A 23,129-nucleotide genomic window follows, 5' to 3' on the forward strand; every position below is an offset into this window, starting at 1 on the left:
ATCATCCACGGCGAGGACGACCAGATCGTGCCGATCGACGCCGCCGGCCGCGCCTCGGCCGCCATCGTCAAGCACGCCAAGCTGATCACCTACCCCGGCGCGCCGCACGGCTTGACCGACACCCACAAGGACCGCTTCAACGCCGACTTCCTGGCCTTCGCCAAGTCCTAAAACGAAGAAAGGGCCCCGCAGGGCCCTTTCTTATGGTCTAGCGCTTAGAAGCAGCAGGCCAGCATCTTGACGCAGCATTCCAGGCCGCCGCAGCAATCCATGGTGCTGGCGTAGGCGCCGGCGGATGCCAGCAGGACGGCGGTCACGGCGGATGCCTTGATGATGATCGATTTCATGGTGTTTCCTTATAAAAGTAAAAGTTATGTGCTTGATCTGAAACACTTTTACCGTCAGTCGGGAGGACACCACACTTTGGTAGGCGGGCTGGGCAGGATGGCCGGGGCCGGACATTGCGCCGCCTCGCTGGCGGGCGGCGCGACCGGCAGCGCGATATCGCCCAAGGCCGCCGGCATCGCCGACGGCAGGCAATCGGCCGCCACACACTGGGTCACCGGGCAATCGGCGCTCTTGCAGCAGGTATGCGTGGGCGCTGCCGCCAGCACGGAGCTGTACAGCACGAAAACCAGGGCAACAAAGAGGGCTAGGACATTACGCATCCGACCATTGTAGCAAGCGGACGGCTGGCTAGGTTAGGATGGGCTTAAATCGCTGACATGCTATATTCAAGTATGAAAAAGTTCCTGACGGCACTGGCGATGCTGTGCTTGGGCGTGCTCCATGGAGCGGCGCGGGGCGAGGTCGTCAACGTCTACACCAGCGCCCGTGTCGCGCCCCTGATGCTGGCCGACGGCAGCGGCATCTACCCCGACCTGGTGGATTACCTGAACCGTAAAAAACTCGGCCAGCTGAGTTTCAAGTTGATCTATCTGCCGCGCAAGCGCCTGCAGCTGCAAGTGGAGCGGGGCGAGCTGGACGGCATCGTCATCGGCATGATGCCGCACTGGTTCAACGACGTCGGTCAGAAAAAATACCTGTGGACGGTGCCGTTCGACATCGACCGCTATGTGATCGTGCTGCCGGCGGGGCAGGCTTTCAATGTGTCCAAGCCTGGCGCGCTGAGCGGCCGCACGGTCGGCATGGTGCTCGGCTACAGCTATCCCGACCTGGAAGCGTGGATGCGCCTGCAGGGGCTGGTTCGCAGCGACGCCATCAGCGACGACAACAATCTGGAGAAATTGCGGTTTGGACGAGTGGACAGCGTGACCGCCGCCGAATCGGTGGTGCGCTACTACCTGAAGGTGCACGCGGTGGAGGCGGACAAATTCCAGCTGCACGAGCTGCCGTCGCAGGCCACCGAACGGCGCTTTCTGGTGCCGCGCGCCAAGGGGGCGATCTATGAAAAGATCGCCCCGGTGATCCGGCAGCTCAAGGACGATCCCGAGTGGCAGCGGCTGGCGGCCAAATACGAGTAGCCGGGCGCGTCAGGCCAGCCGTGTGCGGAAGAAGTCGGTCGTGCGCTGCCAGGCCAGCTTGGCGGAGGCGGCGTCGTAGCGCGGCGTGGTGTCGTTGTTGAAGCCGTGTTCGACGCCTGGGTAGACGTGGTACTGGTAACTCGCGCCGGCGTCCTTCAACGCCTGTTCGTAGGCGGGCCAGCCGGCGCGGATGCGCTCGTCGTTGCCGGCGTCGTGGATCAGCAGGTGGGCCTTGATGCGCGCCGCGTCCGCCGCCCCCGGTTGGCCGCCGTAGAACGGCACGGCCGCCGCCAGTTCCGGTAGCTGCGTGGCCAGATAGTTGGCGATGCCGCCGCCGAAGCAGAAGCCGACCACGCCGAGCTTGCCGTTGCCTTCCGGCTGTTGCTGCAGCCAGCGGGCCGAGGCGACGAAGTCGGCGCGGGTCTTGGGTTGGTCCAGCTTGCTGAACAGGGCGCGCGCCTTGTCCTCGTCGCCGGGGTAGCCGCCCAGGGTGAACAAGGCGTCCGGCGCGAAGGCGATGAAGCCGTCCAGCGCCAGGCGGCGGGCGACGTCTTCGATGTGCGGGTTCAGGCCGCGATTCTCGTGCACCACCAGCACCAGTGGCAGCTTGCCCTTGGCGTCGGCCGGCGAGACCAGGTAGCCGCGCACGGTGCCGTTGCCCTGCGGCGAAGGCAGTTCGACATAGCGGGTCTTGATGCGGCGGTCGTCCGGGGTGACCAGCGGTGCGGCGAAGCTCGGGCTGAGCGCGCCGAGCAGGCCGGCGGCGGTGGTGCCGCCCACGGCATAGCGTGTTGCCGAGGACAGGAAATCACGTCGCGTGATGCCGCCGTGCACGTACTGGTCGAACAGCTTCAATACTTCCGGGTCAAAATCGGCAGCGGTTTTGCGTGTCATGTCTCGATTCCTCAGGCAGGTGGGCGAGCGGCTAGTGTAGCGCAGCGTCGTTCCACCGGCGTTCGGCACAGACGGAATATTTCTGCATATCCAAGCGCGGGTTTTGGCTCACGAAGTTGCTCGTTCAGGCGTAAGGCGTGCCTGCCATGGCGGCATGCAGGCCCGCGCTTCCTTTATCGACAACGGCGAGAAAGACGGCTTTTGCCTGCTCGGTATCACGCCCTTGCCGGTAGGTCTGGTGAGCCTGGATCAGGGCGACGGTCCACGTCGCCAGCAGCAGGCCGGCTGCCAGATGAGCGTCGGGGTCGCCCGGCTCCCGCCCTGCGCACTCGGACAACGTCACCGCCACCACCTGCGCGATTTCGTCGCGGATCGCCCTGGCCCGCGCCTTGAGGGTTGCGCTGCCTTCGATCGTCTCGATGAAGCCCTGACTTGCTGCGGAAAATCTGGTGTAAGGGCTTTGTTCCTCGACCAGCCGATGGGCGAGCAGGCGCAATGCCTCGATTGGAGCGACCTGGGGATCGCGTTCCCGCAAGGCCAAGCGCAGCATCTCGCGGACTTCTTCGTCGCGATCGAAGAACATGTCCTCCTTGCGGGGGAAGTGGTTGAACACCGTCATCCGCCCGACGTCGGCCGCCGCCGCAATGTCGTCCACCGTCACATGATCGAAGCCCCGTTCAAGGAACAGGCGCGTGGCGGCATTGGAAATGCTTTGTCGCGTGGCGAGGCGTTTGCGGGATCGAAGATCGGTTGGGATTGACATGCAGCGGATGATAGCATAGTTTACATATACTGAGTATATATTGGGATTGAGTATATGAATGAGCAAGTGGATGTTGTCGTTGTGGGCGCGGGACCGGTCGGGCTGCTGACCGCGATCGAACTTACCTTGGGTGGCGCGCGTGTCCTCGTGCTGGAACGCCTGGCCGCCCCGAGCACGGCGATGAAGGCGTTTGGCATCGGACCGCTGGGCGTGGAAGCGTTAATGCGTCGCGGCATGGCCGAGGCCATCGCCGTGGCAGAAGCGCGCAGCTTCGCCGAGATTGAGCAGGCGGGGGCGGTATTGCGTGGCCGGACGTCGAAGTTCAGCGGCCATTTCGCCGGCCTGTCTTTGATACGCAAGGACGCGCAGAAAGAGCCGGAACGGCGTCCCCGTCCAGTGGATCAGCAGGCGCTTGAAGCCATGCTGGCCGAGCGCGCGCAGGCACTGGGTATCGAGGTGCGCCGCCAGTGCGAGGTCACCGCATTCGTCCAGCAGGCGGACGGTGTCGACGTCGAATGGACAGCGCCAGGCGGCGCCGGCCGTATTGGCTGCGCCTATCTCGTGGGTTGCGACGGCGGGCGCAGCCTCGTCCGCAAGATGGCTGGGTTTGATTTTCCCGGCACACCGCCGACGCTGACGTTTTATCAGGCCGTCGCCGAGATCGACCAGCCGGAGCGCCTGTTGCCGCTCGGCTGGCACCGCACATCGGGCGGCATGTTTTCCTTTGGCCCGGCGCCGGGCCGGTTGCTGATGCTGGATTTCAGTGGGCCGCCCGAAGACCGGCAGGCTCCGGTTACGCGGGAGGAGGTCGAGGCCGTACTGCGCCGCGTCAGCGGTGCGGAGGTCCGGGTGAGGGCGCTTGAAAGCGGCAGCCGGTGGACCGACAATACCCGGCTGGTCGATACCTATCGTCGCGGCCGGGTGCTGCTGGCCGGCGATGCGGCGCATGTCCATACGCCGTTCGGCGGACAGGGCCTGGGCCTCGGCCTGGTGGACGCGGCCAACCTTGGCTGGAAGCTTGCGGCGGTGATCCGGGGCGAGATGCCCGACTGCCTGCTCGATACCTACACAACCGAACGGCGGCCCGTGGCCCAGGCGGTGCTGGCCAATACCTTGGCCCAGATCGCCATCATGCGGCCCGATCCGCAAGCGGGCGCGATGCGCGAGCTGATGGCGGATCTGTTGCAATTCGATGATGTCAACCGGCTCATCGGCGCGATGACGAGCGGACTGGCCACGCGATACGATCTTGGGTCGGCACTGGATGAGGTGGGGCGCTTGGTGGACGACCGGCCGGTCGCCGGCAGCACAGGCGGCGCCTCGCTCTACGATCTCATGCAGGACGGAAGGGGCGTTCTGCTCGATGCTTCAGCTGGGAGGACGGCATCGATGATGGTCGCTGCCGCGACGCAGAGAATACGTTGCGTGGGCGTCGATACCGGGCCGACGATGCTGATCCGTCCCGACGCGTGCGTTGCCTGGGTAGGGACGGAGAACGACACCTGCGGATTGGAGCAGGCGCTCCGGCGCTGGTTCGTATCGACGACACCAGCCGAGGCGCCGACTGGCAGTCCCGCAGGTGGTTTTTGATGGCGGGCAGGCTTACATCTCTTTGAAGAACTGCAAGTAGCTGCGGCTGACTGGCAGGCGTTCGCTACGTCCTTTGAGCTCGATGTCGGCGGTCTCGTTTTCGCCCCGGGTGACGCAGCGTATCGCCCGCAGATTGACCGCCACCGAGCGATGCACCTGCGCAAACAGCTGCGGGTCGAGTTGCGCAATCAGCTCCTTCAGCGGCATGCGTATCAGCGCCTCGGCGGGCTGCCCTTCGTCGCGGAAGGCCACCAGGGTGTATTTCGTATCGCTCTTCAGATAGTCGATATCGTCGACCGGTATCATCCGCAAGGAGCCGCCCACCGTCGCGCGCAGCCAGCGCAGCGCCTCGGGCTGGCCGAGCTTGAGCCGCTCGGCCAGTTGCGCCAGCAGCGCCTCGGTGTGCACCGCCGGTTGCGCCGTTTGGGTGCGCGCTTTCAGGCGCTCCACCGTTTCCGCCAGGCGGGCGGCGGTGACGGGTTTGACGAGGTAGTCCAGCACGCCATGTTCGAAGGCATCCAGCGCGTACTGGTCAAAGGCGGTGACGAACACCAGATGCGAGCGTTTGCCGATGTGGCGCGCGACTTCGATGCCGTTCAGGCCCGGCATATGCATGTCCAGAAAGCAGATCGTCGGCAGATGTTGCTCGAACAGCTCGATCGCCTGGCGGCCGTTGCGCGCCTGCGCGACGATCTGTAACTCCGGCCAGGCGGCGGCCAGCCGGGCTTCAAGAATCTCGCGCAGCAGCGGTTCGTCGTCGGCAATCAGGGCGCTGATGGTGGTGGTCATATTGGCTCGATATTGAATTCAATGGTCACTTGTACACCGTGTGGCTGCACTTCGACCAGGTCGAGCGTCGCGCTGCCCCGGTAGGCCCAATTGAGCCGCTCGCGCAGCGCCGCCAGACCGGTGCCGAGGCCGCGGCCGGTCGCCTGCAGGCCGATGCCGGTGTCGATGACGGTCAGGCGGCAACGCGGCGTGTCGCCTTCCGCCGCGAGCAATTCGGCATGCACGTCGATACGGCCGCCTTCTTCGCTCGGGTCGATGCCATGTTGGACCGCATTCTCAACCAGGGTCAGCAGCGTCATCGGCGGGCAGTGCAGCAGATGCCCGCCGCTGCCGATGTGCAGCTCGAAGGCGAGCCGGTCGGGCATGCGCATCTGCATCAACTCCAGATAGGCGCGCACCAGTTCGAGTTCCTGGCCCAGCGTGTTGGTCGAGCCGTCGAGCCGGGGCACGGCGGCGCGCAAATAGGCCGTCAGGCTTTGCAGCAGCTGCGGCGCGCGCGGCGAGCCGGCCTCCACCAAGGCCTGTACATTGGCCAGGGTGTTGAACAGGAAATGCGGCTGCACCTGGGCGGTGAGCAGGCGCATGCGGGCGTCGAGCGCGGCCCGCGCCATCTCGCTGCGCTCCAGCTCGAAGCCGATGGCCTGCTCTTCCACCGTCGCTTCGCGCTGGCGCAGCAGGGCCGTCAGCGCGGTCCAGGGCGCGAGCAGCATGCCCAGCAAAGTGAAGGTCACGAAGCCTTCCAGCCGGTCCGGCTCGTTCCAGAACATCGGCGCGCCCGGCGCGGTACTCCACATGTAGGCGATGAACATGGTGATCGGCACCGTCACGCCGACTGCCGCGACTTGCAGGACCCAGCGGGCCATCCACTTGGGCAGGCGGCGCGGCCATTGTTCGAACAGGCCGAAGACCAGCAGCAACGCCAGGCCGACGCAGAATATCCTGGTCACGAGAACGGACAGGCCCGCCTTCCAGCCAAAGCTGAACAGCAGGATGATCAGCGTACAGAGGATGGCGACGGTGCGCAGCCGGCGCCAGCCGAACATGGCGCGCCAGTTGGCGGGCGCGGCGGGATCGTTGAAGCGGGCTGACTGGTCGGATGGCATGTCCATATGATACTCGATGGATGTATGGTCGAAGGGCGGCAGCGGCTTAGCGCCAACGCTGCGCTCGATTCGTTCAGCCAAGCTTGGCCAGGCTCTTGCGCGCGTCGTCGAGATTGGCCGGATTGGCGCGTTTGTTCGCGATGAAGCGTTCATAGGCCGCCCTGGCCTGCGCCTTGTCGCCTTTGGCCAGATAGGCGTCGCCCAGGCGGTGGTCGATCGGGAAGCCGTCGGCGCCGGTCATGGTCTTGGCGCGTTCAAAGTTGCGAATCGCTTCGTCCGCCTGGCCCATCTGGGTAAGGACCCGGCCGAGCCCGTAGTAGCCGGCGGCATGGTCGGGCTGGTCGCGCAGCAGGGTCGCATACAGACTCCTGGCCTTGGCCAGGTCTTTGCCGTCCGCCAGGAAGACCTGTGCCAGCTGCATGGTGGCGTTGCGAATTTCCTCCCGCATGGCGGCATCCTTGCCTGGTTTGAGCACCGACAACTCGCCCTCCATCGCGCCCCATTGCTTGGCTTCGGCAGCGATGTTGACGCGGATGATGCGCGCCGTTTCAGGTTGGCTGGCGCGCACGGCGGCCTCCAGCTCCTTGGCCTTGGAAACGCTGCCGCCCATCATGCCGGGCACCGTCAGGTAGAGCTTGGCCAACTGAACGCGGGCCACGAAGCTGTCGGGGGCCAGTTCCAGCGTGCGGCTCCAGGACTCTTTCAAGGTATCGAGCATGCGCATGGCCTTGAACATGCCAACGCTGAGCATCTGCATGCTCAGGTTCTGCGCCGTCGCCAGATGGCACACCGCCGCCGCCGGATGCTGTTCGACGCATCGTTTGGCCTGCTTGGCGCCGGCTTCCAGCCGTTTGGCGTCGCCGGCGTCGATGAAGGTCAGCGCCAGGGACAGGGCCGCGCTGGCCTCGGCATCTCCGGCATCGGCCTTCAAACGGGTTTGCGCCTGCCGCTCCAGTTCGACGTAGTTGCCGGCGTCTTGCAGCGACTCAAACTGCGCATCCTTGAAGATGGCAGCCTGGGCTGTGCCCATGCCGGCCAACAGCGCCAGCGTGGCCATCGCGATGGCGGTTGCAAGGGTTTTGCGTGGATGAATGCGTTGAATTTTCATGGTCGGCCTGGTCTTAAAGTGGGCGGTTGAAGAAGCGAGAAGCAGAGCGGTGGGTGGCGGATCTCGCAAGGACAGCACCATGGTATTGCGCTGCCGCCCCACGCAAACGGCGTATCGGACGAACGACGGCGCGCGGGTATTCAGCCACGGCCTGGCGGGATGAGCGAGTCCGGAGGGGCTCCGCGCGGGCGCCGGCGTCGTTCGTCGCGCCAGGACGTGGTTTGTGCCGGCGCAGGCGTAGCCGGTCGCTTGCGGCTTGGCCCGTCTGGGTCATGCTGGTAAGGTGGACGTTTTCGCAACAACGAGAGCCTTGCCATGAAAAAAGTTCTGCGTTTCCTGATGTTTTCCTTCTTGGGCCTGCTCGCCCTGGTGGCTGTGCTGGCCGGCCTGCTCGGCTATTTTGTCTACACCCCCGATCCCGAGAAGCCGCAGCTGTCCGGTACGCTGAGCCAGGGCACCATCGAAGTGGCCGGCTTGACACGCAGCTACCGGACGTATGTGCCCAAGGGCTTGCCCAAAGGCGCGCCGCTGGTGGTGGTGATGCATGGTTCAGGGGAAGGCATCCAGCAAGTTCGCGTCGGCACCGGTTATAGCTTCGAACGCCTGGCCGACCAGCATGGCTTCGCCGTGGTCTACCCGAAGTCCTACGCCTTCGACTGGAATGACTGCAGCTCGATCGGTGACGCCAAGGTGAACGGCGTCAGCGCTGACGATGTGCGCTTTCTGGACGCCATGGTCGACAAGCTGGTCGGCGAAATCGGCCTCGATCCGACGCGGGTGTTTGCCGCCGGCGTGTCGAACGGCGGCTCGATGGCGATACGCCTGGCGCTGGAACAACCGACCCGTTACCGCGCGGTGGCCGCAGTGATCGCCAATCTGCCGGCGGCGCAGAATTTCCAATGCAAGCCTGTGGCGCAGACCACTTCGGTGATGATCATGAACGGCACCAAGGATCCTCTGGTGCCCTACGCAGGCGGCGAGATCAACCTGTTGGGGCTGTTCTACAAGGGCGGGCAGGTCATTTCGTCGATCGCATCGGCTCAGTATTTCGCGGATCGCAGCCAGCTTGCCGGTGCGCCCCGAATCAGCCGGACACCAGCGGCAGAGGACGTCAGCGTCGAGCAGTCCCGCTGGAGCAACGATGGCAGGACCGAGGTCGAGCTGGTGACCATACATGGCGGCGGTCACGGCTTGCCACAGCCGTATGCGCGCCGCCCGCGCCTGTTGGGGCCGTCGCCGATGGAGCCCAACGGGCCGGCCATGATCTGGGCCTTCTTCGAGCGCCAGCGGCCATAAATTTTTCCGCGCTATCCACATTACTTCGGAGTTATCGAAAATGACCATACTGTATGTTGATCCCGCCAGCTCAGTCCTGGTTCACGTTGCCGCTGCGGCGGTCTTGTACCTGCACATCGGCGCCGGCAGCGTCGGCATCCTGTCCGGCGTGGCCGCCTTCGTGTTCCGCAAGGGTTCCGACCTGCACCGCTTGGCCGGAAAAATATTTGCCGTGGCGATGATGCTGATGTCCGGGATCGGCGCCTGCGTGGCGCCGTTCCTGCCGACTCCCGAGCGCGCTTCGGTAGTCGCCGGCGTGCTGACCTTTTACCTGGTCTTAACCTCGTGGACCGCCGTCAAGCGCAAGCCCGGCCAGGTCGGCCGCTTCGACTACGGCGTGCTCTTGACGTCGTTGGGCGTCACCATTGCCGGCGCCTATTTCTTCTGGCTGGCCGCACAGAGCGCGACTGGGAAGTTGGATGGCCAGCCGGGCGCGGCCTTTGTCTTATTCGTGATCATCGGCAGCATCGCTGCGGTGGGCGATCTGCGATTGATCCTGAACCGTGGCGTCACCGGGGCGACGCGCGTGGCCCGCCATCTGTGGCGCATGACCGTCGCCTTTTTCATTGCGGCTAATTCCCTGTTCCTGGGGCAGCAGCAGGTCTTTCCGAAAGCGGTGCGGGACTCGGGGGCGCTGAATGCACCGGCGTTGCTGATCCTGGCCTTGTTGGTGTACTGGCTTTGCCATGTCGGCTACGGAGCTTACCGGCGCAAGCGGGTTCGTAGCGTTCTGGCGCCGTCGGAAATCAGCCCTGGCACAGTAGATTTATCGTCATAACTGGATTTGGCCGCCTCGATCGTGAGCTTGGTTGAGAGCTGGATGGCGTATGGGGCGATGGCGCCGATCCAGGAACATCGCAACACATCGACGAACACTCCAGACTGTCAGCTCGTCTGTATGAAGCGTGTTCATCCGATTACAATCATCTCGCTTTCATCCATGATGTACTTGACGGGAGCGAGGCCATTGCGCTGGATGGTTTCGCTTAGCGGCGGCTCTACGTCGTCGGCCTGGCCCTTGTTCTTGTCCGTAACCAGGGAGCCGATGATGTGCTCCTTCTCCAGGATTTTGCCGACGATTTCGGCGTCACTCAGCCGGCCTATCGATGCAAACGCTAGTGGCTCGGCATTTCCCTTGTACCAGACTTGATATTGAGGCACGACGGTCTCCCAGATGGTAAAAGGGGCATTATGCTCCGATGCTTGCCGCGCCGGTCTTTCGGTGGCAACGGTACGCGGTTCTGTTCTCGTGGACCGCAAATGAGATCGTACAACATAGCTGGATGCGTGCTACTGTGAAATGCCATATCGGCGAACGAGGCTATAAAATGAAAAGAAGTTCGTACTGGGTCAGAATGGGGGATGTTGCTGTGGACTGCTCGAAGATCGCAGCATTTCGCAAAGTCGTCGCCACTGCGGAAGGTTTTCATTTGGAGATTTTGCTAGACGGAGCCAAATTAAGGCTCCATATTCTGCATGAGGACGCGGAGCAGCTTGAAGCTTACTGTTCAATATCAATCGGCTCACTGGCTGAAGCGCGCAAGAGTCGGCCTAAACGCATCAGTCCTGCCACTTTAGCGCGTGCCAATCTATCGCGTTGACTATTGGGCCGACTGCAGTTTGGTGCGCTTTCAAAGCAATACCGAGGCGCTTGATGAGATGCGGGAAAACGAAAAGGGTTACATGCCGAAGCCCGTAACCCTTTGATATTACTACGTATTTCTGGTGCCGACTGCCGGTTTCGAACTGGCCACCTGATGATTACAAATCAACTGCTCTACCAAATGAGCTAAGTCGGCGAAACTTGTACGGGGCGAATTATACGCTATTTAATTCGCGTAAGAGTAGGCCGGCCGCCCTTTTTTGGCGGCTCGTTATCGTCGTCCGGAGCGCTTGGAGCCTCGCTCTTGGCCTCTTGCGCAGGCGCTGGAACAGCTGCCAGCACCGGCGCCGGCGCGCTGGTTTCTTCTTCCGCCACCGGCTCGGCAAAGCCCACCTGCGGCTCGAACGCCATCCCCTGGCCGTTCTCGTTGGCATAGATCGCCATGACGTTGTTGACCGGGACGTAGATCTCGCGCGAGACGCCGCCGAAGCGCGCGTGGAAGCGGATGCTGTCGTTGTCCATCTTCAGGCCCGAGGTGGCGCCGAAGCTGATGTTGAGGACGATTTCGCCTTTTTTCACATATTCCATCGGCACCGTGGTCGAGGCGTCGACCTTGACGGCGAGGTAGGGCGTATAGCCGCTGTCCGTGCACCACTCATAAATGGCGCGCAGCATGTAGGGCTTGGTTGAGATTTCAGACATGGTATTCCAGACTGCAGTAGAACCCGGCGCGCCGCCAACTAAGGCCGGCAAACGCGCCGATAGACTTCAAGTAAAACGGCCAGCGTCCGAATTAACGGCGCATGACCTTTTCCGACGGCGTCAGCGCTTCGATGTAGGCAGGGCGCGAGAAGATGCGCTCGGCGTACTTCATCAGCGGGGCCGCGGTCTTCGACAGTTCGATGCCGTAGTGATCCAGACGCCACAGCAGCGGCGCAACCGCCACGTCTAGCATCGAGAACTCATCGCCGAGCATGTACTTGTTCTTCAGGAACAGCGGCGCGAGCGTGGTCAGGCGGTCGCGGATTTCTGCGCGGGCCTTGTCGTGGCTCTTGTCGTTGCTCTTGGCGCGTTCGCTTTCCAGCACGTGCACGTGAACGAACAATTCCTTCTCGAAATTGAACAGCATTAGGCGCGCGCGCGCGCGCATCAGCGGATCGGCCGGCATCAGTTGCGGATGCGGGAAGCGTTCGTCGATGTACTCATTGATGATGTTCGATTCGTACAGGATCAATTCACGTTCGACCAGGATAGGCACCTGACCATAAGGATTCATGGTCGAGATGTCTTCCGGCTTGTTGAACAAGTCGACATCGCGCACTTCGAAGTCCATGCCTTTTTCAAACAGGACCAGACGGCAGCGTTGCGAAAATGGGCAGGTTGTACCCGAGTAGAGAACCATCATTTTTATAGTTCCTTAGAAACAAAGGGGGTGAAGCCGCGAACGGATCACCCCGGATCGATCGCCCGCCAACGCGGGCATCGCAAAACAAGCGCCGGCCAGCCGGCGCTCTCGATTATTTAACTTCTTTCCAGAACGACGCGTTCAGGCGCCATGCCAGGAAGGCGAACAGGGACATGAACAGCACCACCGCCACGCCCAGTTTTTTGCGGGTCTGCGCTGCAGGCTCCGCCATCCACTCCATGTAACCGACCAGGTCGGCCACCGCAGTGTCATATTCCAGTTTGCTCAGCTTGCCCGGCGTGACTTGCTCGAAACCGGCAAATTGATGCGTCATCTTACCCTCTTCGTGCGGGTCGGCCACTTCCTTCATCGTGACCTTCTGCACGCCTTGCAGTTCCCACAACACATGCGGCATCGCCACATTGTTGACCACCAGGTTGTTCCAGCCGGTCGGGCGGGTGTCGTCCTTGTAGAAGGTGCGCAGATAGGTGTACAGATAGTCGCCGCCGCTGCCGGCGCCCGACGATTTCGCGCGCGAAATGACGGACAGGTCCGGCGGCACCACGCCGAACCATGCTTTCGCATCTTTCGGGTTCATGGTGGTGGTCATCATTTCGCCGACTTTATCGCCGGTGAACAGCAAGTTGGCCTTGATTTGCTCTTCCGTCAGGCCGAGGTCGCGCAGACGGTTGTAGCGCATCGAGGACGCATTATGGCAGTTCAGGCAGTAATTGACGAACAGCTTGGCGCCATGTTGCAGTGCTGCCATGTTATTCGAGCGGTCCGGCGCCTTGTCCAGCGCGATGCCGCCTTCGTTAGCCAGTGCCAGACCCGGCAGCAATGCCAGGATGGCGAGCAGTTTTTTAGGAAAATTCATGTAATGTCCTTTGTGTACTTTAGCCGAGGTGGTCGATCAGTGCGCGTGGAACACTACGCGGTCCGGGACCTTCTTGAACGTGCCCATGGCGCTCCACCATGGCATGAACAGGAAGAAGCTAAAGTAAAGCAGGGTGCATACTTGCGAGAACAGCGTGCGGCCTTCGGTCGGCGGCAGGGTACCCAGGTAGCCCAGCGACAGGAAGCAGAAGAAGAACACGGCGTACACGTATTTGTGCCAGCTTGGGCGGTAGCGGATCGACTTGACCGGCGACTTGTCCAGCCAAGGCAGGAAGGCCAGGATCACCACCGAACCACCGAAGAACACCACGCCCCAGAACTTGGCGTCCAGCACCTGCGGCAGCATGCCGATGATGGCCACCAGCGCGATCACGGCGATGGCGGTTTTCACCATGCTCGACAGGCGCGACTTCAGCCACACGAACACCACGTAGGCGGCGACGAAGAACATCAGCACCCACATGAAGTCGGCGGTGGTGGCGCGCAGCACCGAGTAGAACGCGGTGAAGTACCAGGTCGGCGCGATGTGCAGCGGGGTCTTCAGCGAATCGCCCGGCAGGAAGTTGTTATATTCCAGGAAGTAGCCGCCCATTTCCGGGGCGAAGAACACCACGGTGCTGAAGATCAGCAGGAATACCGACACGCCGAACAGGTCGTGCACGGTGTAGTAAGGGTGCGAAGGAATCGAATCGACCGGGTGGCCGTCGGCGCCCAGGTTTTCCTTCACTTCGATGCCGTCCGGGTTGCTCGAGCCGACTTCGTGCAGCGCGATCAGGTGGGCAGCCACCAGACCCAGCAGAACCAGCGGGATCGCGATCACGTGGAAGGCGAAGAAGCGGTTCAGGGTGGCGTCGGACACCACGTAGTCGCCGCGGATCCACAGCGACAGGTCAGGGCCGATCAGCGGAATCGCGCCGAACAGGTTGACGATCACTTGTGCGCCCCAGTACGACATCTGGCCCCATGGCAGCAGGTAGCCGAAGAACGCTTCGGCCATCAGGCACAGGAAGATGGCGAAACCGAACAGCCAGATCAGTTCACGTGGCTTGCGGTACGAGCCGTACAGCAGGCCGCGCGTCATGTGCAGGTAGACGATGATGAAGAAGGCCGAGGCGCCGGTCGAGTGCATGTAACGCACCAGCCAGCCCCACGGTACTTCGCGCATGATGTATTCGACCGAACCGAAGGCCAGGTTGGCGTCCGGCTTGTAGTGCATGGTCAGGAAGATGCCGGTGACGATCTGCAGCACCAGCACCAGCATGGCCAGCGAGCCGAAGATGTACCAGAAGTTGAAGTTTTTCGGAGCGTAGTACTTGCCCCATTGGTCATTCCACAGCTTGGTGAGCGGGAAGCGGTCGTCGACCCAGCCCAGCGCTTTTTGTGCGGCCGGTGCATCGGCCGGGAATTTTGTCTCTTTGAAAGCCGCCATGATTTACGCCTCGCCTTTCTCGTCTTTACCAATGATCAGCTTGGTGTCGCTCAGGAACATATGACGCGGCACTTGCAGATTGTCCGGCGCCGGCTTGTTCTTGAACACGCGGCCGGCCATATCGAAGGTCGAGCCGTGGCATGGGCACAGGAAGCCGCCCTCCCAGTCGTCCGGCAGCGATGGCTGCGGGCCCGGGGTGAATTTGGACGAAGGCGAGCAGCCCAGGTGGGTACAGATGCCGACCGCGATCAGCAGTTCTGGCTTGCGCGAGCGCCATTCGTTACGGGCGTATTCCGGGGTGAACTCGTCCGGGTTGCGCTTGGAGTCGGCGTCGGCCACTTTGCCGTCGGTCTTTTTCAGCGAGGCCACCATTTCAGGGGTACGCTTGATGATCCAGACCGGTTTGCCGCGCCATTCGACGGTCTTCATTTCGCCGGGATTGAGGCTGGAAATATCCACTTCCACCGGTGCGCCGGCGGCTTTTGCGCGCTCGGACGGTTGGAACGTGCTAACCAGTGCTCCGGCGGTTGCCAGACCCACTACACCACCCGCCGCGCCTGTTGCGACGAGCAATCCGCGACGGCCGGAATCGACCTGCTTTTCGATACTCATACAAACCCCAATCAGTCAAAGTGCGAACAAAATCCGAGAACCGAGAACAAAACCTGAAACTTGTTGAAGCACGAATATAGCTTCTAGCAACCTTAAATTATAAGGTAAGCGTGATACGAATTAAAGCAAAAACGTTGCCGTAACCCCAATTGGGCCGATTTGCGCACCGTTTTGGACTTGAATTCCGCCGAGCTATGCCCTACTGGCGGGGCGCAAGCCATAGATATTGACACAAGACAAATTTATATCGTAATTCGGTACCCAAATGCGCACGGGGGGCGCGCGTTTGGAATCTAATTGGAAAAATAGTATGATCCAGACGCAGTTTTGTTCACAAATGACCACAGCGGGGATAAGAAAATGACAATGATGCAGGAATTTAAAGAATTCGCGATGAAGGGCAACGTGGTCGACCTCGCTGTGGGTGTGATCATCGGTGGCGCTTTCGGCAAGATCGTCGATTCGCTGGTGGCCGACATCATCATGCCGCCGATCGGCAAACTGTTCGGCGGCCTGGATTTCGCCAATTATTACATCGGCCTCAACGGCCAGGATCCGCACCTGAGCCTGGTCGAGGCGAAAAAGCTGGGCGCCGTGTGGGCCTACGGCAATTTCGCCACCATCCTGCTGAACTTCATCATCCTGGCCTTCGTGATCTTCCAGATGGTGCGCCTGATGAACAAGGCGCGCACCCTGAACACCAAGGAAGCGGCGGCTGAAGCGGCCGCGGCGCCGGCGCCGACGCCGGAAGATATCGTGCTGCTGCGCGAGATCCGCGACTCCCTCAAGAAATAACAAGGACGCCGTCCGGCGGACGGCAGGATGCTATGCGACGACTCTGGTTATTGTTTGCGCAAACGGTGACCGTCGTACTGGCACTGTATTTCGTCTACGCGGCCGTGGGGCCGGAGCGGCGCGCGCCGGTGCGCGTCCAGCAGATGGGCAGCGCCGACCACCCGGCCGCGATGCTGGAGGCGGCGCCGGGCAAGGCGCCGGGTGTGGCGGTCGGCTCCTACCGGGCGGCGGCCGGGCGGGCCATGCCGGCCGTGGTCAACATCATCACCAGCAAGAAACCCAAGCGCGGCAAGCATCCGCTGCTGCGCGATCCCTTCTTTAAAAAATTCTTCGGCGACCGCGACCGCGATCATGACGGCGAGAACGACGACGAGGAATCCAGCCTGGGTTCGGGCGTCATCGTCTCCGGCGAAGGCTATATCCTGACCAACAACCACGTGGTGGAAGCGGCCGACGAAATCGAGGTCATGCTGGCCGACGGCCGCAAGGCCGCCGCCAAGGTGGTCGGCACCGATCCCGAGACCGACCTGGCCGTCATCAAGATCGAGCTCGACAAGCTGCCGGTGATCGTGCTGGGCCAGGCCGAGCAGGCGCAGGTGGGCGACGTGGTGCTGGCCATCGGCAATCCCTTCGGCGTCGGCCAGACGGTGACGATGGGCATCATCTCTGCGCTGGGGCGCAACAACCTGCACATCAATCACTTCGAGAACTTCATCCAGACCGACGCCGCGATCAACTTCGGCAACTCCGGCGGCGCGCTGGTCGATGCCAACGGCAACCTGCTGGGCATCAATTCGGCGATTTATTCGCAGTCGGGCGGCTCGGTCGGCATCGGCTTCGCCATTCCGGTGTCGACCGCCAAGTCGGTGATGGAGGCCATCATCAAGTCCGGCCACGTGGTGCGCGGCTGGATCGGCGTCGAAACGCAGGAGATCACGCCGGAGCTGGCGTCGAGCTTCGGCCTGAAGCGCCAGAGCGGCGCCATCATCGCCGGCGTGGTGCGCAACGGCCCGGCCGACAAGGGCGGCATGAAGCCCGGCGACATCCTGCTGTCGGTGGACGACAAGCCGGTGGCGGACACCAACGAGATGCTGAATGTGATCGCCCAACTTGTTCCTGGCGGAAAAGCTAAAATGACGGTCTTGCGCAAGAGCCGCGAGACCACGCTGGACATCACGGTCGGCAAGCGTCCGGCCGGCGCCAAATAAGGAACCTTAATGCATCTGCGCGACCTGACTCAATTCCTCAAGGAACTGGCGGACAACAACAACCGTCCCTGGTTCATCATGAACAAACCGCGCTACGACATCCTGCGCGAAGAATTCCTGCAAGTGGTGACGGACATGATTATCGAGCTGGGCAAGTTCGATGCGGCCGTCAAGTTCTGCAACCCGAAGAAGGCGATGTTCCGCATCAACCGCGACGTGCGTTTCGCGCATGACAAGAGCCCGTACAAGACGCGCTTCTCGGCCGCGGTGGCGCCGAACGATTTGCGCCGTCCGAGCAAGGCCGGCGGACCGACCTACTATATGCAGATCGACGGCAGCGGCAAGTTGCTGTTCGGTGCCGGCGAATACATGCCGCCGCCGTCGCGCCTGAAGGCGCTGCGCCAGCACATGGTCGACGACGCGGCCGGCTTCAGCAAGGTGCTGAAGAACAAGAAGTTGAAAGCCACCTTCGGCGACATCCAGAACGAAGGCAAGCTGATGCGCCCGCCCAAGGGTTTCGACCCCGAGCACGAGCACATCGAATACATCAAGCTGAAGAGTTTCTTTGTCTGGACCGAGATCGACCTGCCGATGAACAAGCCGGAACTGCTGGTACCGATGATCGCCAGCGGGCTGAAGGATGCGTACCCGCTGGTCGAATGGATGCGCGCCGCGAAGGAAGAAGAAACCGAATAACCGCCGCTGCCGTCATTCCCGCGAAAGCGGGAATCCATGGAACGCGTGTCCGGATGCTCAGTATGGATTCCCGCTTTCGCGGGAATGACGTTGGTTAGCGCTTCGCCTTTTCGTCGCGCGGATCGCGCGCCAGCAGGCGCGAGACCATCGCCTGCGGCTGGTCGCCGTCGAACAGCACGCCGGCCACCGCGTTGGTGATCGGCATGTCGACGCCCAGCCTGGCCGCCAGTTCGCGCACGGCCTTCGAGCACGGCACGCCTTCGGCCACATGGCCCAGCTCCTGCACGATGACGTCCAGCGGCTTGCCCTGCGCCAGCCCGAGGCCGACGCGGCGGTTGCGCGACAGGTCGCCGGTGCAGGTCAAAATCAGGTCGCCCATGCCGGTCAGGCCCATGAAGGTCTCGGTGTGCCCGCCCAGCGTGGTGCCGAGCCGGGTGATTTCCGCCAGGCCGCGCGTGATCAGCGCGGCGCGCGCGTTCAAGCCCAGGCCCAGGCCGTCGGCCACGCCGGTGGCGATGGCCAGCACGTTTTTCACTGCGCCGCCCACCTCGACGCCGACCAGGTCTTCGCTGGAATACACGCGGATATTGCCGCCGTGGACGGTCGCCACCACGCAGTCGCGCAAGGCCGCCGAGTCGGAGGCGATGGTCAGCGCGCATGGCAAGCCTTTCGCCACTTCCTGCGCAAACGACGGTCCCGACAATGCGCCGCCGGCCGCGCCCGCGCCCAGCACTTCGCGCACGATCTGGTGCGGCAGCAAGCCGGTGCCATATTCGAAGCCCTTGCACAGCCACACCACGTTCGGGATCGCCCGCGATTTCAACTGCTCCAGCAGCGGCCGCAGGCCAGCCACCGGGCAGGCGGCGATCAGCAGGCTGTCCGGGCCGGCCACATGGGCCAGCGCGGCGTCGAAATCGGCGGCGACCCGGAGGCCGTCGGGGAAGGGATAACCAGGCAGGTAGCCGGTGTTTTCGCGCGCGCGCGCCATCTCTTGCAGGGCGTCGCTGTTGCGGCCCCACAGCATCACGTCGTGACGCTGGGCCAGCGCCATGGCGACAGCGGTGCCCCAGGCGCCTGCGCCGAGCACAGCCACCTTGCGGACCGTCGCCGCTGGTTTGTTTGGATTATCTTGCATGGGACCTCATTCGGCGACCGGATGTCGCCGCTACGGCAATTATATGCCCCAGACTTCGGAATTCTTGACGTAACCGACCAGGCCGTCGCGATGACGCACCTTGAGCCAGCCGCCGGCGGCCGCTTCGGTCACTTCCAGCAGCACGCCCTTGTCGGCGGTGAAGACCGGCGCGGCGCTGTCGTCCGGCGTGGCGCGGATTTTCAGGTTGGGGGTGCGGATGATGACGTTGCGCTTGCCGACCAGGCCCTTGGCCTCGGTCCAGGCCAGTTCGCCGGTGACGTCGCGCACCTTCAGCCATTCGCCATAGGCCAGCACCACTTCCAGCGGCGCGCCGCGCGGCACGACAAACAGCTTGCCGCCCTTGGTCGATGGCGCGTCGTACAGGATGACGGGTGCGGCGCCCACCGTTTTGAAGTCGAACGCGTGGCTGGCGCTCATGGCCAACAGCATGGTCAGACTGGCGATCAAACGGGGAAATGTCATGGCTTACCTTGCAGATGGACAGCGCGCAAAGGCGCGGCATGTCGGGGTGATACCGCTGCCGGACGTGGCGCCCGGCAGCGAAGTACTTCAGTACGACTTAGTGCGTGGTGGCAGCGCCGTCGGTTGCTGCTGGTGCTGCGGCGGCCGCGTCGGCGATCGCTTGCATACGCTGCTGGTAGAACACTTCGAAGTTGATCTCAGCCAGGTGCACTGGTGGGAAACCGGCACGGGTGATCACGTCGGCGATGTTGGCGCGCAGGTAAGGGTAGACGATGTTCGGGCAACCGATGCCCAGCAGCGGATCGAGCTGCTCTGCAGGAATGTTGCGCGCTTCGAAGATACCGGCTTGCTTGCCTTCAACCAGGAAAGCGACCTTGTCTTTGACTTTGGCGGTCACGGTGATGGTGACGGTCGACTCGAACACGCCATCGGCCAGCGGCTCGGCGCCAACGTCCAGGGCGACTTCGATGGTCGGTGCTTCCTGTTCCAGGAAGATCGATGGGGAGTTCGGTTGTTCCAGCGACATGTCTTTCAGGTAGACGCGTTGGATTTGGAATACTGGTTGCAGGTTTTCGTCAGACATGGAACGCTTTCGTTATAGTGAAAACGAGCGGCACGGGCCGCTCAGAATAAGTTTGCTTGGTATGGAGCTCAAATCAAACGCGAGGGCAATTGTATCAAAACCATTATGGTTTCAAACTATTTCTGCGGCCCTCTCGTTGTATTTGGGGGTGATTAGCCATTTAACAAGGGGGACAGGCCGCCAGCTTGATCGAGCGCATACAAATCGTCGAAACCGCCGACATGGGTGTCGCCGATGTAGATCTGCGGCACGGTGCGGCGGCCGGTCTTTTGCATCATCAGCACGCGCTGCTCCGGGTCGAGATCGACGCGGATCTTTTCGAGGCCGGTCACGCCCTTCGATTCCAGCAGGCGCTCGGCGCGCACGCAGTAGGGGCAAACGGCGGTGGTGTACATGATTACACGGGCAGTCATCTTGTGCTCCTTATTTGGCCAGCGGCAGGCCGGCTTTTTGCCATGCGGCAATGCCGCCGTCCAGGTTGACCACGTCCGTAAAGCCGGCTTTGGCCAGTTTGGCGGCCGCCGACGAGGCGCGCGCGCCCGTCTTGCAGACCACGATCACGCTCTTGGTCTTGAACTTCTCCAGCTCGCCGAGGCGGTTGGACAGCTCGCCCAGCGGAATATTCTTGGCTTCTGGCAAGTGACCGGCAGCAAATTCCGTTGCGTCGCGAACGTCTACAATGGTGGCTTTGCTACGGTTGATCAACAGCGTCACCTCTTGCGCGCTGGCGCGTTTGCCGCGCTGCGTCAGTACCGGCCAGAGCAGGGCGCCGCCCGAAAGGAGCACGATGGCGATGATGAAAATATTGTCAATGAAGAATTTCACGGGGTTCCAATGGTTTAAGTCAATCCGCGCATTATAAAATAGAAGCTGGAAGAGTTCTCGCAGTACCGGTTTTCCGTCCCGTTCAATCCTTTTTGAAGATAGTTCAAATGTATAAAATCGTATTCATGCGCCATGGCGAGTCCACCTGGAACCTCTCGAACCGCTTCACCGGCTGGACCGACGTCGACCTGACCGAGAAGGGCATTGCCGAAGCCAAGGCGGCCGGCAAGGTACTGAAAGAGTCCGGCTACACCTTCGACCTGGCCTACACTTCGGTGCTCAAGCGCGCGATCCGCACGCTGTGGCTGACCATGGACGAGATGGATATGATGTACCTGCCGGTCAAGAACGACTGGCGCCTGAACGAGCGCCACTACGGCGCCCTGCAAGGCCTGGACAAGGGCGAAACCGCCGCCAAGTACGGCGACGACCAGGTGCTGGTATGGCGCCGCAGCTACGACACCCCGCCGCCGCCGCTGGCCGAGAACGACGACCGCGCCTCCTTCAACGACCCGCGCTACGCCGGCCTGGACAAGTCGCAGATCCCGCTGACCGAATGCCTGAAGGACACCGTGGCGCGCGTGATGCCGGTGTGGGACGAGGAAATCGCCCCGGCCATCCGCGCCGGCAAGAAGATCATCATCTCGGCCCACGGCAACAGCCTGCGCGCGCTGATTAAGATGCTCGACGGCATCAGCGACAACGACATCGTCGGCCTCAACATCCCGAACGGCCAGCCGCTGGTCTACGAGCTGGACGAGAACCTGAAGCCGATCCGCCACTACTACCTGGGTGACGCCGACGCCATCGCCGCAGCCCAGGCGGCCGTGGCCAACCAGGGCAAGGCCAAGTAATTTGTCGCATTCTTCCTTCCGAGGCTGGCGCGGCGCCGCCACCAGTGCGGCGTTGTTGCTGCTGATGTTGAACGGGGCGCACGCCGCGCCGTTCAACAAGACCACCGAGCGCAGCAAGCAGAAAGCGGCGGCCGAGGCCGAGCGCGCCGGCTTGCAGCAAAAGCTCAGCGCGCTCAAAAAAGACATCGGCAAGACAGAGAGCGCCAAGGACGACGCGGCCGACACGCTGGCCGAGTCCGAGCAGGCGATCTCGGACGCCAACCGCTCGCTGCGCGACCTGGCGCAGGAGCAGGGCGACACCAACACCAAGCTGCAGCAGCTGGCCGTCGAGCACGACAAGCTGGCGGCCACGGTCGCCCAGCAAAAGCAGCAGCTGGCCAAGCTGCTGCGCGACCAGTACGTCGCCGGCAACGAGGACCGCATCAAGCTGCTGCTGTCCGGCGACAACCCCAACCGCATCAACCGCGACCTGCAAATGATGTCCTACGTGTCGCAGGCCCAGGCGCGCCTGCTGGACGCGCTGCGCGCCAACCTGAAGGCGGTCGAGGTCAACCAGGCCGAGGCGCAAAACGCCAAGGACGAGCTGCAGGAAATCGCCGCCGAGGAAATGGAGCAGAAGGCCAAGCTGGAGCAGGAAAAGACCCGCCGCGCCAACTTGCTGGCCTCGCTGTCGAAAAAGCTGGTGGCCCAGCGCAAGGAAGCCGGCAACGTCGAGCGCGACGAGCAGCGCCTGACCGGCCTGGTCGACAAGCTGGGCAAGCTGATCCAGGAGCAGGCGATCGCCGCCGCCGCCGAGAAAAAACGCCAGGAACAACTGGCTGCCGCCCGCGCCAGGGCGGAAGCCGAAGCCAAGACCAAGGCCGAAGCCGAGGCGCGCGCGCTGGCCAAGGCCAAGGCCGCCGTCGAAGCCGAGCGCCAGCGCCTGGCCAAGGCCAATGCCGGCAAATCGGGCACCATCAAGCCGGCGCCGACGCCGTCCAAGCCCGACACCATCGAGACCGAGCCGCCCAAAGTGGCGCAGCAAACGCCGCCGCCGAAACCGGCGGAACCGCTCAAGCCGGCGCCGCGCGAGGAAGAACCGGCCAAGCCGGCGGCCAAGGCAGCCGACATCGCTTTGGCCCCGGCCGTGCCGTCCGGCGCGCCCTTCGTCAGCCTCAAAGGCCAGCTGCGCGCGCCCGTCAGCGGCAAGATCGCCGCCAGGTTCGGCACCAAGCGCGGCGACGGCCCAAGCTGGAAGGGCGTGTTCATCCGCACCGGCGAAGGCGCCGAGATCCGCTCCGTCGCCAGCGGCAAGGTCATCTTCTCGGACTGGCTGCGCGGCTTCGGCAACATGATCATCGTCGACCACGGCGGCCAGTACTGGAGCATCTACGGCAATTGCGAGTCGCTGCTGAAACGGGTCGGCGACGTCGTCAAGCCTGGCGACTCGATCGCCAGCGCAGGTAACAGCGGCGGCAACGAGGAATCGGGGCTATACTTTGAGCTTCGCCATCAGGGCACGGCATTCGATCCGGCTGGCTGGGTCAAGTTTTAAGGTT

At 62.7% G+C, this 23,129-nt stretch carries 27 protein-coding genes and 1 tRNA gene; 9 read left to right on the forward strand and 19 right to left on the reverse strand.

All coding sequences use genetic code 11. From position 1 onward, the window contains the following. Window positions 1-215: 215 nt before the first annotated feature. Both RUGAMON1_RS30485 and RUGAMON1_RS30490 read right to left on the reverse strand, forming a co-directional pair. Complete coding sequence (locus tag RUGAMON1_RS30485) at window positions 216-347, reverse strand: hypothetical protein (RefSeq protein WP_332853414.1); 132 nt, start codon at window positions 345-347, stop codon at window positions 216-218. Window positions 348-401: 54 nt separating this feature from the next. Further along, entirely contained in the window at window positions 402-668 is a 267-nt protein-coding gene (locus tag RUGAMON1_RS30490) for a hypothetical protein (RefSeq protein WP_445234033.1), read from the reverse strand. Window positions 669-740: 72 nt separating this feature from the next. Between RUGAMON1_RS30490 and RUGAMON1_RS30495 the strand changes: the two genes are divergently transcribed. Further along, on the forward strand, window positions 741-1,484 hold the full coding sequence (locus RUGAMON1_RS30495) for a substrate-binding periplasmic protein (protein ID WP_445234034.1): 744 nt from the start codon (window positions 741-743) through the stop codon (window positions 1,482-1,484). 9 nt (window positions 1,485-1,493) lie between these two features. On the opposite strand, the gene RUGAMON1_RS30500 is transcribed toward RUGAMON1_RS30495, so the two are convergent. Together RUGAMON1_RS30500 and RUGAMON1_RS30505 are read right to left on the reverse strand one after the other, a co-directional pair. Then, window positions 1,494-2,378, reverse strand: coding sequence for a dienelactone hydrolase family protein (locus tag RUGAMON1_RS30500; protein WP_445234035.1), 885 nt, complete (start codon window positions 2,376-2,378; stop codon window positions 1,494-1,496). Window positions 2,379-2,502: 124 nt separating this feature from the next. Continuing rightward, window positions 2,503-3,141, reverse strand: a complete 639-nt coding sequence (locus RUGAMON1_RS30505; protein WP_445234036.1) for a TetR/AcrR family transcriptional regulator — start codon at window positions 3,139-3,141, stop codon at window positions 2,503-2,505. 54 nt (window positions 3,142-3,195) lie between these two features. On the opposite strand from RUGAMON1_RS30505, the gene RUGAMON1_RS30510 reads away from it, so the two are divergent. After that, entirely contained in the window at window positions 3,196-4,731 is a 1,536-nt protein-coding gene (locus RUGAMON1_RS30510) for an FAD-dependent monooxygenase (RefSeq protein ID WP_445234037.1), read from the forward strand. Between the two features lie 12 nt (window positions 4,732-4,743). Here RUGAMON1_RS30510 and RUGAMON1_RS30515 read toward each other — a convergent pair whose 3' ends face one another. From RUGAMON1_RS30515 to RUGAMON1_RS30525, 3 genes are all read right to left on the reverse strand, one after another. Beyond that, a complete protein-coding gene (locus RUGAMON1_RS30515) occupies window positions 4,744-5,520 on the reverse strand; it encodes a LytR/AlgR family response regulator transcription factor (RefSeq protein WP_445234038.1) in 777 nt (258 codons plus the stop codon). Beyond that, window positions 5,517-6,629, reverse strand: coding sequence for a sensor histidine kinase (locus RUGAMON1_RS30520; protein ID WP_445234039.1), 1,113 nt, complete (start codon window positions 6,627-6,629; stop codon window positions 5,517-5,519). The genes RUGAMON1_RS30515 and RUGAMON1_RS30520 overlap by 4 nt, the downstream gene beginning before the upstream one ends. Window positions 6,630-6,696: 67 nt before the next feature. Beyond that, window positions 6,697-7,731, reverse strand: a complete 1,035-nt coding sequence (locus tag RUGAMON1_RS30525; protein WP_445234040.1) for a tetratricopeptide repeat protein — start codon at window positions 7,729-7,731, stop codon at window positions 6,697-6,699. A gap of 315 nt (window positions 7,732-8,046) precedes the next feature. On the opposite strand from RUGAMON1_RS30525, the gene RUGAMON1_RS30530 reads away from it, so the two are divergent. Both RUGAMON1_RS30530 and RUGAMON1_RS30535 read left to right on the forward strand, forming a co-directional pair. Continuing rightward, complete coding sequence (locus RUGAMON1_RS30530; protein ID WP_445234041.1) at window positions 8,047-9,027, forward strand: CE1 family esterase; 981 nt, start codon at window positions 8,047-8,049, stop codon at window positions 9,025-9,027. A 40-nt stretch (window positions 9,028-9,067) separates the two neighbouring features. Continuing rightward, entirely contained in the window at window positions 9,068-9,844 is a 777-nt protein-coding gene (locus tag RUGAMON1_RS30535; RefSeq protein ID WP_445234042.1) for a DUF2306 domain-containing protein, read from the forward strand. A 131-nt stretch (window positions 9,845-9,975) separates the two neighbouring features. Here the strand turns inward: RUGAMON1_RS30535 and RUGAMON1_RS30540 are convergent, their stop codons facing one another. The 7 genes from RUGAMON1_RS30540 to petA form a co-directional block, all read right to left on the reverse strand. Continuing rightward, window positions 9,976-10,227: a hypothetical protein gene (locus tag RUGAMON1_RS30540; protein WP_445234043.1), complete on the reverse strand. Its 252-nt coding sequence runs from the start codon at window positions 10,225-10,227 to the stop codon at window positions 9,976-9,978. Window positions 10,228-10,789: 562 nt separating this feature from the next. Continuing rightward, window positions 10,790-10,865: transfer RNA gene (locus tag RUGAMON1_RS30545), tRNA-Thr, on the reverse strand. A gap of 26 nt (window positions 10,866-10,891) precedes the next feature. Beyond that, window positions 10,892-11,371 carry a ClpXP protease specificity-enhancing factor gene (locus RUGAMON1_RS30550; RefSeq protein WP_445234044.1) on the reverse strand — a complete coding sequence of 160 codons (480 nt, stop codon included), beginning with the start codon at window positions 11,369-11,371 and terminating at the stop codon, window positions 10,892-10,894. Window positions 11,372-11,462: 91 nt separating this feature from the next. Next, window positions 11,463-12,074 carry a glutathione S-transferase N-terminal domain-containing protein gene (locus RUGAMON1_RS30555; protein ID WP_008443913.1) on the reverse strand — a complete coding sequence of 204 codons (612 nt, stop codon included), beginning with the start codon at window positions 12,072-12,074 and terminating at the stop codon, window positions 11,463-11,465. Between the two features lie 112 nt (window positions 12,075-12,186). Then, window positions 12,187-12,951, reverse strand: a complete 765-nt coding sequence (locus tag RUGAMON1_RS30560) for a cytochrome c1 (protein WP_445234045.1) — start codon at window positions 12,949-12,951, stop codon at window positions 12,187-12,189. 36 nt (window positions 12,952-12,987) lie between these two features. Continuing rightward, on the reverse strand, window positions 12,988-14,400 hold the full coding sequence (locus tag RUGAMON1_RS30565) for a cytochrome b (protein WP_445234046.1): 1,413 nt from the start codon (window positions 14,398-14,400) through the stop codon (window positions 12,988-12,990). 3 nt (window positions 14,401-14,403) lie between these two features. Next, window positions 14,404-15,012 carry a ubiquinol-cytochrome c reductase iron-sulfur subunit gene (gene petA, locus RUGAMON1_RS30570; RefSeq protein ID WP_116993704.1) on the reverse strand — a complete coding sequence of 203 codons (609 nt, stop codon included), beginning with the start codon at window positions 15,010-15,012 and terminating at the stop codon, window positions 14,404-14,406. 360 nt (window positions 15,013-15,372) lie between these two features. Between petA and mscL the strand changes: the two genes are divergently transcribed. Genes mscL through RUGAMON1_RS30585 form a run of 3 tightly spaced genes read left to right on the forward strand, consistent with a single transcriptional unit; the run spans window position 15,373 to window position 17,711 of the window. Then, window positions 15,373-15,807, forward strand: a complete 435-nt coding sequence (mscL, locus tag RUGAMON1_RS30575) for a large conductance mechanosensitive channel protein MscL (protein ID WP_445234047.1) — start codon at window positions 15,373-15,375, stop codon at window positions 15,805-15,807. 32 nt (window positions 15,808-15,839) lie between these two features. After that, a complete protein-coding gene (locus RUGAMON1_RS30580; protein ID WP_445234048.1) occupies window positions 15,840-17,015 on the forward strand; it encodes a Do family serine endopeptidase in 1,176 nt (391 codons plus the stop codon). Window positions 17,016-17,024: 9 nt separating this feature from the next. Continuing rightward, window positions 17,025-17,711 (forward strand): DUF2461 domain-containing protein, encoded by a 687-nt coding sequence (locus RUGAMON1_RS30585; protein WP_445234049.1) that lies wholly within the window; start codon window positions 17,025-17,027, stop codon window positions 17,709-17,711. Window positions 17,712-17,805: 94 nt separating this feature from the next. On the opposite strand, the gene RUGAMON1_RS30590 is transcribed toward RUGAMON1_RS30585, so the two are convergent. The 5 genes from RUGAMON1_RS30590 to RUGAMON1_RS30610 all read right to left on the reverse strand — a co-directional run bounded on the left by RUGAMON1_RS30590 (window position 17,806) and on the right by RUGAMON1_RS30610 (window position 20,737). Next, window positions 17,806-18,846 (reverse strand): NAD(P)H-dependent glycerol-3-phosphate dehydrogenase, encoded by a 1,041-nt coding sequence (locus RUGAMON1_RS30590; protein ID WP_445234050.1) that lies wholly within the window; start codon window positions 18,844-18,846, stop codon window positions 17,806-17,808. Between the two features lie 39 nt (window positions 18,847-18,885). Continuing rightward, window positions 18,886-19,329 carry an SH3 domain-containing protein gene (locus tag RUGAMON1_RS30595; protein WP_445234051.1) on the reverse strand — a complete coding sequence of 148 codons (444 nt, stop codon included), beginning with the start codon at window positions 19,327-19,329 and terminating at the stop codon, window positions 18,886-18,888. 97 nt (window positions 19,330-19,426) lie between these two features. Continuing rightward, window positions 19,427-19,912, reverse strand: coding sequence for a protein-export chaperone SecB (secB, locus tag RUGAMON1_RS30600; RefSeq protein ID WP_217943493.1), 486 nt, complete (start codon window positions 19,910-19,912; stop codon window positions 19,427-19,429). A gap of 152 nt (window positions 19,913-20,064) precedes the next feature. Next, window positions 20,065-20,325, reverse strand: a complete 261-nt coding sequence (gene grxC, locus RUGAMON1_RS30605) for a glutaredoxin 3 (RefSeq protein WP_070271488.1) — start codon at window positions 20,323-20,325, stop codon at window positions 20,065-20,067. 10 nt (window positions 20,326-20,335) lie between these two features. Continuing rightward, entirely contained in the window at window positions 20,336-20,737 is a 402-nt protein-coding gene (locus RUGAMON1_RS30610; protein WP_445234052.1) for a rhodanese-like domain-containing protein, read from the reverse strand. 107 nt (window positions 20,738-20,844) lie between these two features. On the opposite strand from RUGAMON1_RS30610, the gene gpmA reads away from it, so the two are divergent. Then, a complete protein-coding gene (gpmA, locus tag RUGAMON1_RS30615; RefSeq protein ID WP_008443959.1) occupies window positions 20,845-21,591 on the forward strand; it encodes a 2,3-diphosphoglycerate-dependent phosphoglycerate mutase in 747 nt (248 codons plus the stop codon). Window positions 21,592-21,655: 64 nt separating this feature from the next. Continuing rightward, window positions 21,656-23,125, forward strand: coding sequence for a murein hydrolase activator EnvC family protein (locus tag RUGAMON1_RS30620; RefSeq protein ID WP_445234118.1), 1,470 nt, complete (start codon window positions 21,656-21,658; stop codon window positions 23,123-23,125). Window positions 23,126-23,129: the final 4 nt, after the last annotated feature.

Source organism: Duganella rhizosphaerae, assembly GCF_040364205.1.
GTDB classification, from domain to species: domain Bacteria; phylum Pseudomonadota; class Gammaproteobacteria; order Burkholderiales; family Burkholderiaceae_D; genus Rugamonas; species Rugamonas rhizosphaerae.